Origin of the sequence: Pseudovibrio japonicus (genome assembly GCF_014651595.1) — a bacterium.
GTDB lineage: Bacteria > Pseudomonadota > Alphaproteobacteria > Rhizobiales > Stappiaceae > Pseudovibrio > Pseudovibrio japonicus.
On the sequence record NZ_BMXE01000002.1, the window covers coordinates 499,477 to 517,212 of the forward strand.

14 protein-coding genes are annotated in these 17,736 nt (G+C 54.1%); 8 read left to right on the plus strand and 6 right to left on the minus strand.

All coding sequences use genetic code 11. From position 1 onward, the window contains the following. Positions 1-28: 28 nt before the first annotated feature. From trpS to IE076_RS07030, 4 genes are all read left to right on the plus strand, one after another. Positions 29-1,114 (plus strand): tryptophan--tRNA ligase, encoded by a 1,086-nt coding sequence (trpS, locus tag IE076_RS07015; protein WP_189436049.1) that lies wholly within the window; start codon positions 29-31, stop codon positions 1,112-1,114. Between the two features lie 304 nt (positions 1,115-1,418). Further along, on the plus strand, positions 1,419-2,249 hold the full coding sequence (trpA, locus tag IE076_RS07020) for a tryptophan synthase subunit alpha (RefSeq protein WP_189436050.1): 831 nt from the start codon (positions 1,419-1,421) through the stop codon (positions 2,247-2,249). Between the two features lie 72 nt (positions 2,250-2,321). Next, entirely contained in the window at positions 2,322-3,242 is a 921-nt protein-coding gene (accD, locus tag IE076_RS07025) for an acetyl-CoA carboxylase, carboxyltransferase subunit beta (RefSeq protein ID WP_189436051.1), read from the plus strand. Between the two features lie 204 nt (positions 3,243-3,446). After that, entirely contained in the window at positions 3,447-4,772 is a 1,326-nt protein-coding gene (locus IE076_RS07030) for a bifunctional folylpolyglutamate synthase/dihydrofolate synthase (protein WP_189436052.1), read from the plus strand. Between the two features lie 88 nt (positions 4,773-4,860). Here IE076_RS07030 and cysK read toward each other — a convergent pair whose 3' ends face one another. The 3 genes from cysK to dut form a co-directional block, all read right to left on the minus strand. Next, positions 4,861-5,826, minus strand: a complete 966-nt coding sequence (cysK, locus tag IE076_RS07035) for a cysteine synthase A (protein ID WP_189436053.1) — start codon at positions 5,824-5,826, stop codon at positions 4,861-4,863. Between the two features lie 256 nt (positions 5,827-6,082). Next, positions 6,083-6,760: an HAD family hydrolase gene (locus tag IE076_RS07040; protein WP_189436054.1), complete on the minus strand. Its 678-nt coding sequence runs from the start codon at positions 6,758-6,760 to the stop codon at positions 6,083-6,085. 18 nt (positions 6,761-6,778) lie between these two features. Beyond that, a complete protein-coding gene (gene dut, locus IE076_RS07045) occupies positions 6,779-7,225 on the minus strand; it encodes a dUTP diphosphatase (RefSeq protein WP_189436055.1) in 447 nt (148 codons plus the stop codon). Positions 7,226-7,436: 211 nt separating this feature from the next. Between dut and IE076_RS07050 the strand changes: the two genes are divergently transcribed. After that, complete coding sequence (locus IE076_RS07050) at positions 7,437-8,213, plus strand: DODA-type extradiol aromatic ring-opening family dioxygenase (RefSeq protein WP_189436056.1); 777 nt, start codon at positions 7,437-7,439, stop codon at positions 8,211-8,213. A 758-nt stretch (positions 8,214-8,971) separates the two neighbouring features. On the opposite strand, the gene mutS is transcribed toward IE076_RS07050, so the two are convergent. Further along, entirely contained in the window at positions 8,972-11,710 is a 2,739-nt protein-coding gene (mutS, locus tag IE076_RS07055) for a DNA mismatch repair protein MutS (RefSeq protein WP_189436057.1), read from the minus strand. Positions 11,711-11,850: 140 nt separating this feature from the next. On the opposite strand from mutS, the gene IE076_RS07060 reads away from it, so the two are divergent. Then, positions 11,851-14,133: an NADP-dependent malic enzyme gene (locus tag IE076_RS07060; RefSeq protein WP_189436058.1), complete on the plus strand. Its 2,283-nt coding sequence runs from the start codon at positions 11,851-11,853 to the stop codon at positions 14,131-14,133. A 255-nt stretch (positions 14,134-14,388) separates the two neighbouring features. Here the strand turns inward: IE076_RS07060 and IE076_RS07065 are convergent, their stop codons facing one another. Then, entirely contained in the window at positions 14,389-14,712 is a 324-nt protein-coding gene (locus IE076_RS07065; RefSeq protein WP_209008919.1) for an SH3 domain-containing protein, read from the minus strand. Positions 14,713-14,785: 73 nt separating this feature from the next. Between IE076_RS07065 and IE076_RS07070 the strand changes: the two genes are divergently transcribed. Together IE076_RS07070 and trpB are read left to right on the plus strand one after the other, a co-directional pair. Continuing rightward, complete coding sequence (locus IE076_RS07070; RefSeq protein ID WP_189436059.1) at positions 14,786-15,502, plus strand: phosphoribosylanthranilate isomerase; 717 nt, start codon at positions 14,786-14,788, stop codon at positions 15,500-15,502. A 15-nt stretch (positions 15,503-15,517) separates the two neighbouring features. Continuing rightward, a complete protein-coding gene (gene trpB / locus IE076_RS07075; protein WP_189436060.1) occupies positions 15,518-16,732 on the plus strand; it encodes a tryptophan synthase subunit beta in 1,215 nt (404 codons plus the stop codon). 79 nt (positions 16,733-16,811) lie between these two features. Here the strand turns inward: trpB and IE076_RS07080 are convergent, their stop codons facing one another. Further along, on the minus strand, positions 16,812-17,723 hold the full coding sequence (locus IE076_RS07080; RefSeq protein ID WP_189436061.1) for a methylated-DNA--[protein]-cysteine S-methyltransferase: 912 nt from the start codon (positions 17,721-17,723) through the stop codon (positions 16,812-16,814). Positions 17,724-17,736: the final 13 nt, after the last annotated feature.

Here is a 17,736-nt window from a genome sequence, read left to right on the forward strand (position 1 = left end):
ACAGGCCCAAGCCTAGGGATATTCTATTATGACGGCGTTTCAGCCTCGCGTTTTCTCCGGTGTTCAACCGACCGGAAACCTCCACCTTGGTAACTACCTTGGTGCAATTGCCCGCTTTGTTCCGCTTCAGGATCAGATGCCAGCGCTCTTCTCCATCGTTGACATGCACGCGATTACGGTCTGGCAGGAACCTTCCGAACTGATGCAGCAGACGCGCGAAGTAACAGCAGCGTATCTTGCAGCCGGTATTGATCCGAAGAAGTCGATCATCTTCAACCAGAGTCAGGTGAGAGAACATGCTGAGCTGGCATGGATTTTCAACTGTATCGCTCGTATGGGCTGGCTGAAGCGGATGACTCAGTTCAAGGACAAGGCTGGTAAGCACGCGGAAAACGCATCTGTCGGTCTGTTTGCTTATCCCAATCTGATGGCAGCGGATATTCTGGCTTATCGCGCAACCCACGTTCCGGTTGGCGATGACCAGAAGCAGCACCTTGAGTTGACACGCGACATTGCGCAGAAGTTCAACAACGACTACGCCGAGCGCATTAAAGAGCTGGGTCTGGGTGTTCCTAACCCTGAGCCAACTCATGACGCACCGGATGAGATCTACTTCCCTGTCACCGAGCCGATGATCACAGGTCCAGCGACCCGTATCATGAGCCTGCGTGACGGCAACAAGAAGATGTCCAAGTCTGACCCTTCTGATCTTTCTCGCATCAACCTGACTGACGATCAGGACACCATTGCGAAGAAGATCAAGAAAGCGAAGACCGACCCTGAAGCTCTGCCAAGTGAAGTTGATGGTCTGGAAGGTCGTGCGGAAGCTGAAAACCTAGTTGGCATCTATGCTGCGCTTTCCGGTCGTTCCAAAGCGGACGTTCTGGGTGAGTTTGGCGGTCAGCAGTTCTCAGCATTCAAGCCTGCTCTTTCTGAACTGGCAGTTGAGAAGCTGGCACCGATGAACAACGAAATGCGCCGGATCATGGACGATCCGACAAGTGTTGACGCTGTTCTGCGTGATGGTGCTGAGCGCGCTTCAGCGATTGCGGAGCCAATTCTGCATGATGTTCGCCGCATTCTGGGCTTCCTTGAATGCCGTCGCGGATACTAGTTTTTGCAAGATTAAGAAAGCCGCAGTTCACCTGCGGCTTTTTTTGTTAGGGCTCGCTTTGCGGGGCTTACCAGCCCATGCGAAAGATCTGAAAAGGCAAGGGCTTGGTTGCCGTAATGGTCAATCAGAGACCTTGTGAGACAATATCGCTGGATATTCTCTGGGGCTGGTGTCTATTTCTCATAAAAATCGCCCGAAACGCATTCAATTTGCGCTGTGTTTATTGACAGAGGGCTAGTTGCACCCCTACATCCTTGCTGATTGATTGGTGGGGCTCGCCCCAATACATCAGATGGTCGGATGAATGATTGAAACTCGTATTGATCGACGCTTTGCAAAGCTCAAGGCTGAAGGTCGTCCTGCACTGGTAACCTTTATTACTGCAGGTGACCCGGACCTTGCCACCTCACAAGCTATTTTGGATGCACTTCCAGAAGCTGGTAGTGATGTTATCGAGCTTGGCATGCCGTTTTCCGATCCGATGGCTGAGGGCGTTCCAATCCAGCTGTCAACGCAGCGTTCGCTGGCGCATGGCCACACCATGGACAAAACGCTCCAGATGGTGCGTGACTTCCGCAAAAAGGACAATGACACTCCGATCGTTCTGATGGGGTACTACAACCCGATCTATGTGCGCGGCAGTGAAGCGTTTGTGAAAGAAGCGCGTGAGGCTGGCGTTGACGGACTTATCGTTGTCGATGTGCCTGCAGAGGAAGATAACGAGCTCTGCATTCCGGCAATCGAGGGCGGTGTAAACTTTATCCGCCTGACAACGCCAACAACCGACAATAAGCGTCTGCCGACCGTTCTGGAAAATACCTCCGGCTTCGTTTATTATGTTTCCGTGACTGGTGTGACCGGAGCGGCTGCAGCGGATGCGGCTAATGTTGCTCAGGCTGTTTCCCGAATTAAATCACACACTGAACTTCCTGTTGCTGTTGGCTTTGGCATTAAAACTGCTGAGCAGGCAGAAGAAATTGGCAAGAATGCTGACGGTGTTGTGGTTGGCTCCGTGCTTGTTGAGGCTATACGCAAAAGCCTTGATGAGACTGGTAAAGCCACAAATCAAACACAAGCTGCTGTTACCGAAGTTGTGCGCTCACTACGTATGGGTGTAGAAAAAGCTCGGAAATAAGCATTGCTTTACGTATGGCCAGTTTAATGGCCTTTAAAAATCGAAAACGAAATTAAAGACAGGCGGCTGCCCGTGAACTGGATTAACAACGTCGTACGGCCGAAAATCCGCAGCTTTCTTGAAAAGCGCGAAGTACCGGAAAACCTTTGGATCAAGTGCCCTGAAACAGGCGAGATGGTCTTCCATCGCGATCTGGAAGCGAACCAGTGGGTGGTGCCGAACTCCAACTTTCATATGCGCCTCTCCAGCAAGAAGCGCCTGGAGTACTTCTTCGATAAGGGTGAATACACCAAGATCGAAACTCCGGAAGTTGTTGCCGACCCGCTTAAGTTCCGCGATCAGCGCAGGTATGTTGATCGTTTGAAGGACGCTAAAGCCAAAACCGAGATGACTGACTCTGTTCTGGTCGCCAACGGTAAGGTGAATGGCTACGACATGACCACTGCTGTGCAGGACTTTGCCTTTATGGGTGGGTCTCTTGGCATGGCAGCGGGTGAAGCGATCATTCGCGGCATGGAATATGCTGTTGAGCATAAAACACCATTCGTCATGTTCGCCGCTTCCGGTGGCGCACGCATGCAGGAAGGCATCCTCTCGCTGATGCAGCTGCCGCGCACAACTGTGACCGTGCAGATGCTTCGCGAAGCGGGCCTGCCTTACATTGTGGTGCTGACCAACCCAACCACCGGTGGTGTGACAGCTTCCTACGCGATGCTGGGTGATGTTCATATTGCCGAGCCAAACGCTCTGATCGGCTTTGCTGGTCAGCGTGTGATCGAGCAGACAATCCGCGAGAAGCTTCCTGAAGGCTTCCAGCGTTCTGAATATCTGCGTGATCACGGCATGGTGGACATGGTTGTGCACCGTCACGACCTGAAAGAAACCATTTCCAACCTGTGTAACCTGCTGATGAAGCGTGAAGCTCAGCTGCCAGTGCTTGAAGAAAAGCCAGCAGAACCAGAAGGTGGCACCGAAATTGCGGCCACGTCCTAAGCCTTGACGGCTGATGGACTTGCGACATCTAACATAAAGTCCGGCATCGAGTGCCGGGCTTTTTCTTTATGCAGATACCGGAGCAGGGCAATCTCAATAGTCATCGCGCCTTTTGCTCTGATAGCTGTTTGTGACGGCATCCTAGCGGAAACCCGAGAGCACTTAGTGCGTATACGCGCTGACCTGATTTGAAAGCGGACACCCATGAGCAAAATCAATGCTGCCCTTGAACGTCTGATGGAACTTCATCCGAGTGAGATAGATCTCTCGCTGGAGCGTATGCATCGGGTTTTGAAGGCGCTGGGGAACCCGGAGAAGCGCCTTCCGCCGACTTTCCATATCGCAGGCACCAATGGAAAAGGGTCCACTGGAGCAACGATCAGGGCTCTTCTGCAGGCGCAGGGGAAGACAGTTCATGTGTATTCGTCTCCGCATCTGGTGCACTTTAACGAGCGAATCCGGCTGGGTGGAACGGGACGGTTTGTTGAGCAAGAGCCGCTGCTTGAGGCGATCAAGCGGGTTGAGACTGCCAATGATGGCCACGAGCTGACCTTCTTTGAAGCGACGACGGCTGTGGCGCTGTGTTTGTTTGCTGACAACCCTGCGGATTACCTTGTTCTGGAAGTCGGGCTTGGCGGGGTTCTTGATGCCACCAACGTGATTGAAAAGCCGTTGGTGAGCGTCATCTCACCAATCTCCAAAGATCACGAAAACTTCCTTGGCAATAGCCTTGAAGGCATCGCACTTGAGAAGGCAGGGATCATCAAACTCGGCTGCCCTGTTGTGGTTGGGCCGCAGGCTGATGCTGTGCATGCTGTGATTGAGAGGAAGGCTGCTCGCCAGCGTGCTCCCATCTGGTTCCAAGGGCAGGAGTTTTCTGCCTGGGAAGAGGGCGGGCGGCTGGTTTATCAGGATGAGCATGGCCTGCTGGATCTTGCACCGCCAAAACTTGCCGGGTTCCATCAGCTTTCCAACTCCGGTCTGGCACTGGCTGCGTTGCGGGTTGCGGGGCTGCTGGAGAGTGAAGCAGCACGCGCTGCCTGTGATAAGGCGCTGCGATCTATCAACTGGCCTGCACGCATGCAGCCTCTTTATGAGGGGAAACTTTGTGATGAGTTACCCTCGAACAGCGAGATCTGGGTGGATGGGGGCCATAACCCTGGCGCGGCTAAGGTGATCGCATCGTTCCTTGCGGATCTGACCGACAAAGCCTCACGTCCGACCTTCCTTGTGATGGGCATGATGAACACAAAAGATCCTGAGGGCTTCTTCCAACAATTCGAAGGTCTGGCAAAGCATGTAATGTGCGTGCCTTTGACCACGACGAACGCTGGCCGCTCGCCTGACGAACTTGCGAAAATCGCACATCGCGCAGGTCTATCTTCTTCCGCGCATGGAAATCTGGACAGAGCTATTGCAGAAGTTGGCCGACGCTCGCTGAACGAGAAAGAGCCTCCACGCGTTCTCTTCGGTGGATCACTTTATTTAGCTGGCGAAATTTTAGAGAGAAACGGTACACCGCCGCAGTAAACCTCATTCGATTCAGACTCGAAATGATCTAATGCAATAAAAAAGGGAGGCTCATACCTCCCTTTCTTCGTTTTAGTTTTGGCTGACCTTACGCGTCCAGGCCTTCGAAGAGGGCTGTTGAGAGGTAGCGTTCTGCGAAGCTTGGGATGATGATGACGATGTTTTTGCCTTCCATCTCATCGCGCTTACCAACTTCGATTGCCGCCTTCAGAGCAGCTCCGGAAGAAATGCCGACTGCCACGCCTTCGGTTTTTGCAACTTCGCGAGACAGTGCGAAGGAATCTTCGTTGGAAACGGTGGCCACTTCATCAAAAACGGAGGTGTCGAGAATGCCCGGTACGAAGCCTGCGCCGATGCCCTGAATTTTGTGGGGGCCAGGCTGGCCGCCGGACAGGATCGGGCTGTCAGTAGGCTCAACAGCAACCACGTGAACCGCTGGGTTACGCTGTTTCAGGACCTGAGAGGTGCCGGTGATAGTGCCGCCTGTACCAATACCGGAGACGAACACATCAACCTTGCCATCGGTATCATTCCAGATTTCTTCTGCGGTGGTTTTGCGGTGAATCTCTGGGTTGGCAGGGTTTTCGAACTGCTGTGGGATGATGGCATCGGGGATGTCCTGAGCAAGCTCTTCCGCCCGTGCAATCGCGCCTTTCATGCCCTTTGGACCTTCTGTCAGCTCAATTTCTGCGCCCAGAAGCTTCAGCATCTTGCGGCGCTCAATGGACATGGTCTCTGGCATTACGAGAATGAGGCGGTAGCCCTTGGCTGCTGCTACAAATGCGAGCGCGATGCCGGTGTTCCCTGAAGTTGGCTCGATCAGGGTGGTTTTGCCCGGTGTAATTTTGCCAGCCGCTTCCATCGCTTCCACCATTGCGACGCCGATGCGGTCTTTCACGCTGGAGATCGGGTTAAAGAACTCAAGCTTGGCAAGCAGGTTCGCCTTGACACCGTGAGCCTTTGCCAAACGGTCCAGGCGTACGATTGGTGTGTTTCCGATTGTCTCCGTGATTGAAGAGTAAATTTTTCCACGACCCGGCTTGGAAGTGCTCATTGAAATCCCCTTTATACAATTCTTTAGTGAGCCTAAGGCCTGCCTCGACGTAAGAATCCCGAGGAGGAGCCTATCAAAATCCTAAATGAAATGTAGGAAGTGTCGCTGGCGTTTTCGAGGTTTCAAAAACCCCGAAAATTGCAGCACTTAGAAACAAGATGCCAAAATCCATTCACGATGTGGAATTGAATTCTATCTGATCGTGTATTTAGTATGCTCTTTTGCACCGCATATCATCTGCTGAAAATAGAGGCAGCTAGGCGGATGCCTTATCCAACGCCACCAGACCTAGTAATGCTGGCAACTCTGACATGTGGCCAAACGTAGTGGCGCCCAGAGCCTGGGCTTGCGCGACATCGGCATTGGAATCACCGGCGTAATTGAACACGCGCATTCCTGCAGCCCTTGCGGCTTTGATGCCAGCGATACTGTCTTCAATTACAACGCATTGCTCGGGTTTAAAACCCATGCCTTCGGCTGCATAGAGGAAGACATCCGGCGCAGGCTTGCCCTTTTCGCAATCCTGCGAGGAATAAAGGACATCTTTAAACGTATCCCAGAGGCCGGACGTGCCGAGCGTCATCTGCATTTTCTCGTAGCGGCCAGAGGAGCCGACACAGAATGGAATGCCTTCGGCTTTCAGGTGTGCAACGACATCGAGAACACCCGAAATTGGCTCAATGCCTGCTTCAAAAGCGACCAAGTCCGCCTGCTGGATCTGTGCGACCCAATCATCGGGCAGCTTTTTGCCACTCATGCGTTCAGCTTCTTCCTTGATGTCGTCCATGACGGTGCCGTTGAAGCGGTGGTGACAGTCCAAAGGTGAGAGATCCAGACCGATGTCCTGCAGGAACTCAGACAAGACTTCATTCGCTATGGTTTCGGTGTCGACAAGAACACCGTCACAATCGAAAATCACCAATTCCGGCTTCATCACTCTTCCTTTTTATTCCTATAGGCCTGTGGAGCCATGCCCGCCTGTGCCACGCTCTGTGGTTTCAAGCTCTTTGACTTCTTCGATCTGCACCTGCGTTACGGGTGCAACGACCATCTGAGCGATGCGCATTCCGCGCTCTATCACAAAAGGCTCATCACCCAAGTTAATGAGGATGACCATCACTTCACCGCGATAGTCAGCATCCACGGTTCCCGGTGTGTTAAGCACCGTCAGGCCATGTTTTGCAGCCAGACCGGAGCGGGGACGTACCTGTCCCTCATGGCCGGATGGCAGCGCAATGGAAAGGCCCGTTGGCACCATGGCCCTCTGGCCGGGCTTCAATTCAATTTGGTCATGATTTGCCGCCCGTAAATCCAAACCAGCGGCCTCAGCACTCTGGTAGGCAGGAAGCTCCAATCCCTCACTATGGGGAAGACGAGTAATCTTTAGTTTTGGTATCATGAAGGCGCCTATTGATAAGAGGCCCCATATCTAGCAGCAGTTTCCAATTTCTTCCAGTGCCTCACGAAATCGGCGGTGTCGGCAATGGCAGATAGGGTCAGTTTTAGTGAACAGTCCTATCATCCTTACGGAGATTGGTTAGGAGTTAGCGATACAATAAACTGTTCGAGACAACACTTTCATCAACAAACCGAAACAAAAAGCGTTTCACATGAAACAATCGCCTCTCTTTTTACCGCACGGAGCACCGGACCTCATAATACGGCCTGAGCTAGAGGCTCATCAGTTTCTCAAAGCTCTTGCCATTTCAGTGAGTAAGCCGGACGCAATCGTGATCGTTTCGCCTCACTGGCAAACCGACCGGCTGAGCATCACTGCTGCTGGACCACTGAAGACAATTCATGATTACGGCGGCTTTTCGCAGGAGCTCCGCGAGATTCAATATGCTGCTGAAGCTCCGGGCTGGCTGGTATCGCGGGTGCATGAAGCTATTACCCGCTATGGGCTCACGGTGTCCGAGGATGACAGCTGGGGGCTAGACCATGGCGCCTGGGTGCCCTTGGCCCTTGCCTTTCCCGAGGCCGATATCCCTGTTGTTCAGGTCTCCTTGCCGCGTTCTTACGGCAGTGAGGAAAGCTACAATCTGGGCCGTGCACTCGCTCCACTGGCGGAGCAGGGCATCCTTGTGATCGGCAGTGGTGCATTGACCCATAACTTTGACGAGGTGAGCAAAACCGGTGAGGTTCCTGACTGGGCGCTGGAATTTGATCATTGGATCAGCGGCTTGGCTCAACAGGGTGAGACTTGCGCGCTGCTTTCTTCTGGCAATCATCGGTACTACCAGAAAGCCTTGCCGACGGATGAGCACTTTCTTCCCTTCCTTGTGGCCTATGGCGCCGCCGGCGAAAACGCTTTCAGTGAGAAGCTACATGAGAGCTTTACCTACCGCTCAATCAGCATGAGTGCCTTTCGCTTCCACAGCAAGTAGTGAGGTTTGAAGGGCTTCGCTCGACTGGTGTGGGGTGTTTGGCTCTGAAGTTAGAGCCTATCGCTCTGGATCCCGCATAAAGTGCGGGATGACGACAAGGGGCCTGTGCGTTGTGCCCCAACTGTCATCCCGGCCCCCGCGCCGGGACCCATGCAGCGTCTTGGGTGCTGAATGTATAACCTTTGTGGAAAGGTGGGTGTGCGGAGCGAAGCGTCCGTACCGCAAAAAACTTATTCCCCTTAGGTTTTCCTCTCGTACAGTAAAAGACATGCCCACGTGACGGGCTGCTGGCGGAGCGACCGTCAGTGTGGCGTGGGTTGGGCGGGGCTGTTGGAAGACGTAACGCACCTTCTGGTGGTCCGGTGAACCGAACTTCAAACGTGGCCGCATGGTTTGAGGGGAAGGGCCCAGGAATATAGGGTATCACGCGGTTGCAAATGTGGGTGTCGCAATGGGGAAACCTTTTGTATCAGCCAACTTTGCCAAAGTCGGAGGAACTGTTCGCTCAGGAAAACCTGATTGGATAAGCCACTGTCTTTCCGGGAAACCGGCTATCGTACCTTATAGGCAAAAGAGGCGACGTAGTTCATCAAAAGAAAGCCCGGGCGAGGCGAGTAGCCACTGCCGAAGAAACTAATTCAATAAGTAGCGCAGGCACTGCCTGCTTGCCTTGCTCATCCCGCATCTCGGGTTTCATATGGAAACACCGCCGGAGATATCCAGCGGTGCTATAGCTGTTTGCGGATTTAGAACTTTGCTCAGTTTGAGCTGAGTTCTTTGTGCTTTTGCTTGAGGGCGTAAAGCGCTTCCTGTGCCTGACGGGGTGTCATGTCGTCAGGATCAAAGGTGTCCAGCAACTCAACCAGCTCATTGGAGACAGAGGCTTCTTCGTTTTCTTCCGGCTCCGGAATGGTTTCCAGAGGCTGGGAGAACGAGGCGAAGAGGGGCAGGTCATCCAGCAGTGTTTCAGAAGGTTTGTTGGTGTCCTGCTCTTCAAGCTGTATCAGGATCTTTTGCGCGCGGTTGACAACCGACTTGGGCAGGCCAGCAAGCTTTGCCACCTGAATACCGTAGGAACGATCTGCTGCGCCTTCGACGATCTCGTGTAGGAAGACCACATCGCCTTTCCATTCCTTTACACGAACGGTTGCGTTGTTGAGACGCTCCAAGCGCTGGGAAAGCGCTGTGATTTCATGGTAGTGGGTCGCGAAGAGCGAACGGGAACGGTTGGTTTCATGCAGATGCTCGATGGCTGCCCAAGCGATAGAAAGGCCGTCAAACGTTGCCGTACCGCGTCCAATTTCATCAAGAATAACCAGCGAGCGGTCAGTGGCCTGATTGAGGATAGCAGCGGTTTCCACCATCTCGACCATGAAGGTTGAGCGGCCTCTTGCGAGATCATCGGCAGCACCCACACGTGAGAACAGGCGATCCACGACACCAATGTGCGCGTTTGTTGCGGGAACGAAACTACCCATTTGCGCCAGTACCGCGATGAGAGCGTTCTGGCGCAGGAAGGTGGATTTACCGGCCATGTTTGGACCGGTGATCAGCCAGATCTGGCCGTTTTTGTAGGAATCCTGCGGTCCAAGATCGGCGTTGTTTGCCACAAATGGTTCACCGGTTTTGCGCAGGGCCTGCTCAACAACCGGATGGCGGCCGCCTTCAATGGTGAAGGCGAGTGAGCCGTCGACGGTTGGACGGGTGTAGTTTTCCGCTTCTGCCAAAACAGCGAGTGAGGTGGAAACGTCCAGTATGGCGAGCGCTTCGGCGGCGGACTTGATCAGGCCGCCGGCTTCAACAACGGCTTTGGTGAGCTCGTTGAAGATTTCCAGCTCGATCGCCAGTGCGCGTTCGCCGGCGCTGGCAATCTTGCTTTCCAGATCCGCAAGTTCGGTGGTGGTGAAGCGCATGGCGCCAGCCATGGTCTGGCGGTGGATGAAGCGGGCAGGGTCATCCTTCATGGGATCACACTGCGCGGTCGGCGCTTCCATGAACCAGCCGAGCACGTTGTTGTGCTTGATCTTCAGGGAGCGGATGCCAAGCTCTTCGGCCAGATCAGCCTGCATCTGTGCGATGACTTTGCGGCTCTGGTCGCGCAGGGCTTTGAGCTCATCAAGGTCAGCGTGATACCCCGGCGCGACGAAGCCGCCGTCGCGCTTGAGGAGTGGCGGTTCTTCAGCAATTGCCTGCGCGAGCTTTTGACCGAGTGCGTGCGGGGCTTGCTCCAGCTTTTGAACGGCCGCGGCAACTTCCTGCGGGAAAGCGCCACCAGAAGCGAGAAGACCCGCGATTTCCTGCGCAGACTTCATTGCAGTGGCGATGGACTGCAGGTCACGCGGGCCGCCGCGGTCAACTGCCAGACGGGACAGCGCACGGGACATATCCGGAGCGGACTTGAGCAGTCCGCGGATATCCTCGCGCTGCATGGTGTCAGAGGCGAAAAACGCAATGGTATCCTGACGGTGGCGGATTTGCTCCGGGTCTGTCAGAGGTCCGGCCAGACGGCTTGCCAGCAGGCGGGAGCCAGCGCCGGTCACGGTTTTGTCGATAGCAGACAGCAGGCTGCCACGGCGTTCGCCGGAAAGGGTACGCGTCAGCTCAAGGTTGGCGCGGGTTGCCGGATCAATCAGCAACTGGCCTGCTGCAGCCTCTTTGACCGGCGGGTCCAAAGGAGGGCGCTCGCCCAGCTGGGTTTTGTCGATGTAGGCCAGAATGCCACTGGCTGCGATCAGTTCAGCGCGGGTGTAGTTGGCAAAACCATCCAGCGTGCCCACGGAGAAGTAGGTGGAGAGGCGATCCTGAGCAGTCGCGCCATCAAAGAATGTGCGTGGTACAGGAGAAAGGGCGGCGCCAAGTCCTTCGACTGTCGCGCGCAACTCGGTTCCCTGTAGCAGAGCATCTGCGAGGACCAGCTCGGAGGGATCGATACGCGCCAGATCAGCAGCGAGACGGACGTCATCGCTTTCGGCAACGCGGAACATGCCAGTGGACATGTCGATCCACGCAAGGCCGTAAAGATTGCCGTCTACCGCACTGCCGCTTTTCACTCGTGCCAAGGAGGCGAGGAAGTTGTTTCGTTTTGCATCCAGAAGGCGATCTTCGGTGATCGTTCCTGGTGTTACGAGGCGCACGACGTCGCGACGGACAACGGATTTCGCGCCACGCTTCTTGGCTTCTGCGGGACTTTCTGTCTGCTCACACACAGACACACGGTGGCCAAGACCAATCAGCTTTTGCAGATAATCATCAGCAGCATGCACAGGAACCCCGCACATGGGAATATCATCGCCATTATGCTTGCCGCGCTTGGTCAGCGTAATTCCGAGAGACTGGGATGCGATCTCCGCATCTTCGAAGAACAGCTCGTAGAAATCGCCCATTCTGTAGAACAGGAGGCTGTCCGGATTAGCCGTCTTAATCTCAATATATTGCGCCATCATGGGCGTGACGCGGCCTTTTGCTGGGGAAGGCTTTTGAATATCTGCTGTAGTCATGGCGCAGACACTAGCAAATGGTTCTATGTGTTTCACCAATGACCGCCGAGTTCACCGCTTGAGAACGTGGATTTACGGGGATAAGGTCCAACAAAGATACACGAAAAGAATACTGCGCATAAGGGTGAGGATTTTTTCACATGCCGACCACAGATAAAACAGCAAGCTCTCAGGTCAGGTTCACTGATCAGGATGCGCTGGCCTTCCACCAAGAAGGAAAGCCGGGCAAGCTTGAGATTTCGCCAACCAAACCAATGGCCACCCAGCGTGACCTGAGTTTGGCCTATTCTCCGGGCGTTGCTGTACCTGTGCTGGCAATCGCAGAGGATGAAAGCAAAGCCTACGATTACACCACCAAAGGCAACATGGTGGCGGTTATCTCCAACGGTACTGCCATTCTGGGGCTTGGGAACCTGGGTGCGCTGGCTTCCAAACCGGTGATGGAAGGCAAGTCCGTTCTTTTCAAACGCTTTGCAGATGTAGATTCGATTGATCTTGAGGTGGATACCTCAGACGTAGAAGAATTCATCAATAGTGTGAAACACCTTGGCCCGTCGTTTGGCGGCATCAACCTTGAGGACATCAAGGCCCCTGATTGCTTTATCATCGAGCAGCGTCTTCGTGAGATCATGGACATTCCGGTGTTCCACGACGATCAGCACGGCACCGCAATCATTGCAGCTGCCGGTCTGATCAACGCGGTCCATATGACGGAACGCGATATGAAAGACGTGAAGGTGGTCTGTAATGGCGCCGGTGCAGCTGGTATCGCGTGTATCGAGCTTGTCAAAGCGATGGGTGTTCCGCATGAGAACGTTATTCTCTGCGACACGAAAGGCGTAATTTATCAGGGTCGTGAAGCTGGTATGAACCAGTGGAAGAGCGCCCATGCTGTGAAAACGGACAAGCGTACGCTTGAGGACGCGCTGGACGGGGCGGATGTGTTCTTTGGTGTATCCGTGAAGGGTGCTTTGACGCCTAAGATGGTGAAGAGCATGGCGCCGAACCCGATCATCTTTGCGATGGCGAACCCGGATCCTGAAATCACACCGGAAGAAGCACACGCAGTTCGTTCTGATGCGATTGTTGCGACCGGGCGTTCGGACTATCCGAACCAAGTGAACAACGTTCTTGGCTTCCCTTACATCTTCCGCGGTGCGCTGGATGTTCATGCAACTACCATCAACGACGAGATGAAAGTTGCTTGTGCTCAGGCGCTTGCGGAACTGGCTCGTGAAGACGTTCCCGATGAAGTTGCAGCAGCTTATCGCGGTAGCCGCCCTCGTTTCGGTCCCGAATACATTATTCCTGTGCCGTTCGATCCTCGCCTGATTTCGCGTATTCCTCAGGCTGTTGCACAGGCGGCGATGGACAGTGGTGTGGCGCGTCGTCCGATTGTGGACATGGATGCGTATGGCGCACAGCTTCAGGGACGCCGTGATCCGATTGCAGGAACGCTGCAGCGGATCATCTCCAAAGTGCGCCAAAACCCGAAGCGTATCGTGTTTGCAGAAGGCGAGGAGCCTGCTGTTATTCGTGCGGCCTCTACCTTTGTTGCACAGGGACTGGGTGAAGCGATCCTTGTTGGCCGTGAAGACGAAATCCGCGCCAATGCGACGTCTGCAGGTGTTGATGTGAACCGTCCGGGCATTCGTCTGGAAAGTGCACGGTCTTCCAACCGCAATACGGATTACGCCGAGTACCTGTATTCCCGCTTGCAGCGCAGTGGTTATCTGCAGCGAGACTGTCAGCGTCTTGTCAACAACGACCGTAACTACTGGGCAGCTATCATGGTTGCACGGGGGGATGCGGATGGCGTTGTGACGGGAACGACGCGAAACTATTCGGTGGTACTGGACACCATCCGCCGCTGCATCGATATCAAGCCGGGACACCGCGTTATTGGCGTTTCTATCGTGGTTACACCGGGCAAAACCGTTCTGGTGGCAGATACTGCTGTTCACGAGATGCCTACTTCTGAGGAACTGGCGGATATTGCAGAGGAAGCAGCACATGTTGCGCGCCGCCTTGGGTCTGAACCGCGTATCGCCATGCTGGCGTATTCCACATTCGGTCATCCGCGCGGGGAACGTACGGAGCGCCTCCAGGAAGCAGTGAAAATCCTCGATCGTCGTCGTGTGGACTTTGAGTATGAGGGCGAGATGAATGCGGATATCGCGCTCAATATGGAAAAGATGGCCGCCTATCCATTCTCACGTCTGAATGGACCTGCAAACGTGCTGGTTATGCCAGCGTTCCACTCTGCTTCCATTGCGACAAAACTGCTGGAAGAGCTTGGTGGATCCACTCTGATCGGGCCGTTGCTGGTTGGTTTGGATAAACCGGTTCAGATTGTTCCGATGGGTGCGAAAGACAGCGAGATTTTCAACATGGCTGCAATTGCCGCCTACAACATCACCTAGGTCTATCCGACCTATGAGATTGAAAAAGCGCCGTATCAGCGGCGCTTTTTTATTCCCCAAGCCTCTGGCGGGGTTACGCTTTCAGTGAGACGCATTGATCTTGAGCAGTACATTCGTGAGAAAGCGCTCCGAGATTAAGACCGAAGCGCTTGCTGTTTTACATTTTAAAGGGGATGTGAATGCTGGCAACGGGAACGGTGCTTCTCAACAGAGGAAGTAGGGTTGAGAAGCTCGCCGGGGATTGCGGCACGTTGATTAAACGCGACGCATGTATCTTGCGTGAACCCAGCCAATTTGCTCACCGTTGCGCCGGTTTTGGACTCCCAACCATTCGCCTTGGCAATCCATTACATGAATTACCTGGTTTGGAACAAGGTTGCCGATTACGCTGTAGTTGGTTCCAGGCCCCAAACGAATGTTAAGAACACCGGAACTCAGGCCCAATGCTGCATACTCGCCAGCACATCTTCCATTGAACTGCATAGGCACATCTGGCCGGATAGGATAGTATGGATTAGGTGCCTGTGCGAGGGCGCTGGTTGAAAAAGCAACGAGCGCTCCACATATACCAAGTGTCATCAGATGACCGCGGTTAACTCCAGATTTTCTCATTGATCCTGTCCAATTCAGGTTCTGCAAATTCCAGAACAGGGTGACAAACCCTGATTATTTTGGTCTAACGGTCAATCTGGTATTGCTTGAACACGGTGCAAATATGGACTTTTCCGCTATGATTAAGATCTGCGGCATCTCAACGAAAGAAACTGCGGACGCGGTTACGAAAGAACAAGCCGATATGATCGGATTTGTCTTTTTTCCAAAGAGTCCACGGCACGTTTCCGTCGCGCAAGCGAAGGAGCTGGTTGACCATGTGCGTGGCAAGATCAAGATTGTTGCGCTGACCGTGAATATGGATGATGCGGGACTGAAGGAAATCGTCGACAATATCGCGCCGGACATCTTACAGCTGCATGGCAGTGAAAGCCCTGAGCGCTGTGCATACATTCGCGAGACCTTCGGCGTTCCCGTGATGAAGGCCTTTGGGATTTCCTCAAGTGAAGATATTGAGGCACTTCAACCTTATATTCCGCATGTAGACAGATTTCTGCTTGATGCAAAGCCACCAAAAAATTCCGATATTCCGGGAGGAAATGGTGTCAGCTTTGACTGGAAACTGTTACAAGGCCTAAAACTTGGAAAGCCTATCATGCTTTCTGGCGGCCTAAGCCCTGCAAACGTCCGGGAAGCCCTGGCTATCTCCGGCGTGAGTGATGTCGATGTTTCATCCGGCGTAGAACGCGAGAAGGGCGTCAAGGACATCGAGTTGATTGAGGCTTTTGTGCGTGAAGCGCGCAGCGTTGCCGAGTGAATTTGGGAAGAGTTAATGAACCAGCAAGTCAACACATTGCGTTCAGGTCCGGATGATCGCGGACACTTTGGAGATTTTGGCGGTCGTTTCGTTGCTGAAACGCTCATGCCTTTGATCCTGGATCTGGAGAAGGCTTACAATGACGCAAAAGCTGATCCGGCTTATGCGGCAGAGCTGAAGAACCTGAACACCCACTATACCGGTCGCCCATCTGCGCTGTATTTTGCTGAACGCCTGACTGAAGAGCTGGGCGGCGCGAAGGTCTACTTTAAGCGCGATGAGCTGAACCATACCGGTTCCCACAAGATCAACAACTGTATTGGTCAGATCCTGCTTGCCAAGCGCATGGGCAAAACCCGTATTATCGCAGAGACCGGAGCAGGTCAGCACGGGGTTGCAACGGCGACGGTGTGCGCACGCTTTGGTTTGCCATGCGTTGTTTACATGGGTGCGACCGACGTTGAGCGTCAGAAGCCGAACGTGTTCCGCATGAAGCTTCTGGGTGCTGAAATTGTTCCCGTTACTGCCGGTGCTGGTACTCTTAAAGATGCGATGAACGAAGCGCTGCGTGACTGGGTGACCAACGTGGATGACACGTATTACCTGATCGGCACAGCTGCTGGCCCGCATCCGTATCCGGAGATGGTTCGTGATTTCCAATCCGTGATTGGTGAGGAAACCAAGAAGCAGTTGATGGAAGTGGAAGGCAGATTGCCGGACGCTCTTGTTGCAGCTGTTGGCGGTGGCTCTAACGCGATTGGTCTGTTCCACCCGTTCCTAGATGATCCATCTGTCGAGATTTACGGTGTTGAAGCTGGTGGTAAAGGCCTTGAAGGTGAAGAGCACTGTGCATCCCTGAATGCAGGTAAGCCGGGTGTGTTGCATGGCAACCGCACCTACCTGCTGCAGGATGATGACGGGCAGATCCTTGAAGGACATTCCGTTTCTGCCGGACTGGATTACCCTGGTATCGGCCCTGAGCATTCCTGGCTGAAGGATACAGGCCGCGTGAACTACGTGCCTGCGACCGATGAAGAAGCTCTGGATGCCTTCCAGATGCTGACCCGCGTTGAGGGTATCATTCCGGCGCTGGAGCCAAGCCATGCACTGGCTCAGGTGATCAAGATGGCGCCGAAGATGGATAAAGACCAGATCATCGTCATGAACCTCTGTGGTCGTGGTGATAAGGACGTTTTCACCGTTGGTAAGATCCTTGGGTTTGACCTGTAAGATCCTATGAATATTACGAGAAAGGCGAGCACCTGGCTCGCCTTTTTTGTTTCCGCACATTGAATCGGATGTGAAACGATCAGCTGGCTGCTGCCATGCCATCCAGTACGCCCGACACACCGGCTTCCCAGCCGAGAATGGCGCGTTTGCGGGTGATGCCCCAGTGGTAGCCGCACATGTTGCCTTTTGCGCCAAGAACACGGTGGCATGGGACAACGAAGGACAGCGGATTCTTTCCGACTGCTGTTCCAACAGCGCGGGACGCCTTGGAGTTGCCGAGGTTGTTCGCAATTTCGGAATAGGTGGTGGCTTTGCCCATCGGGATCTTCAAGAGGGTCTGCCAGACGCGGATCTCGAAATCGGTTCCGATAAATACGACGCGAAGCGGCTGTTCTTCGCTCCATTTGTTTGGCTCAAAGATGCGGGAAACGTAAGGCGCTGTCAGCTGCTGGCTTTCTTCAAACTGAGCAGCAGGCCAACGCTCGCACATATCGGCGAGTGCTTTGGCTTCCTCTCCGGCGTCGGCAAAGGCAAGGCCCGCTAGACCGCGCTCAGTGACCATCAGAAGCGCGATGCCGAACGGGCAGGGGTGGAAGCCCCAACTGATCTTAACGCCCGCTCCACGGCGCTTATAGTCGCCGGGGGTCATGGCCTCGTGGCTCACAAAAAGATCATGCAGACGGGCAGGGCCGGACAAGCCAACCTCAAGCGAGGCTTCAAGAATGCTTGCGGAATCTTGCAAAAGAGCACGGGCGTGGTCGATGGTGATCGCTTGCAGGAACTGCTTGGGCGTGATGCCTGCCCATCTTGAGAACACACGCTGAAGCTGGATCGGCTGGAGACCAACGCTGGCGGCTAGCTCTTCCAGAGAAGGCTGCTCTCTCCAGTTCTCCGAGATCCCTTGCAGGGTTTTCTGGACGACGCGGTAATCCTCAAGAGCGGCACTGTCTTCGATAAACGTACCATTTGCGAGCTTTTCTGCATTAAACATCTTCGGTCACGGC

Excerpts from the sequence above, each read along its gene's own strand:
- trpS (WP_189436049.1), top strand. The coding sequence starts at position 29 with ATGACGGCGTTTCAGCCTCGCGTTTTCTCCGGTGTTCAACCGACCGGA.
- trpA (WP_189436050.1), top strand. The coding sequence starts at position 1,419 with ATGATTGAAACTCGTATTGATCGACGCTTTGCAAAGCTCAAGGCTGAA.
- IE076_RS07030 (WP_189436052.1), top strand. The coding sequence starts at position 3,447 with ATGAGCAAAATCAATGCTGCCCTTGAACGTCTGATGGAACTTCATCCG.
- cysK (WP_189436053.1), bottom strand. The coding sequence starts at position 5,826 with ATGAGCACTTCCAAGCCGGGTCGTGGAAAAATTTACTCTTCAATCACG.
- IE076_RS07040 (WP_189436054.1), bottom strand. The coding sequence starts at position 6,760 with ATGAAGCCGGAATTGGTGATTTTCGATTGTGACGGTGTTCTTGTCGAC.
- dut (WP_189436055.1), bottom strand. The coding sequence starts at position 7,225 with ATGATACCAAAACTAAAGATTACTCGTCTTCCCCATAGTGAGGGATTG.
- IE076_RS07050 (WP_189436056.1), top strand. The coding sequence starts at position 7,437 with ATGAAACAATCGCCTCTCTTTTTACCGCACGGAGCACCGGACCTCATA.
- mutS (WP_189436057.1), bottom strand. The coding sequence starts at position 11,710 with ATGACTACAGCAGATATTCAAAAGCCTTCCCCAGCAAAAGGCCGCGTC.
- IE076_RS07060 (WP_189436058.1), top strand. The coding sequence starts at position 11,851 with ATGCCGACCACAGATAAAACAGCAAGCTCTCAGGTCAGGTTCACTGAT.
- IE076_RS07065 (WP_209008919.1), bottom strand. The coding sequence starts at position 14,712 with ATGACACTTGGTATATGTGGAGCGCTCGTTGCTTTTTCAACCAGCGCC.
- trpB (WP_189436060.1), top strand. The coding sequence starts at position 15,518 with ATGAACCAGCAAGTCAACACATTGCGTTCAGGTCCGGATGATCGCGGA.
- IE076_RS07080 (WP_189436061.1), bottom strand. The coding sequence starts at position 17,723 with ATGTTTAATGCAGAAAAGCTCGCAAATGGTACGTTTATCGAAGACAGT.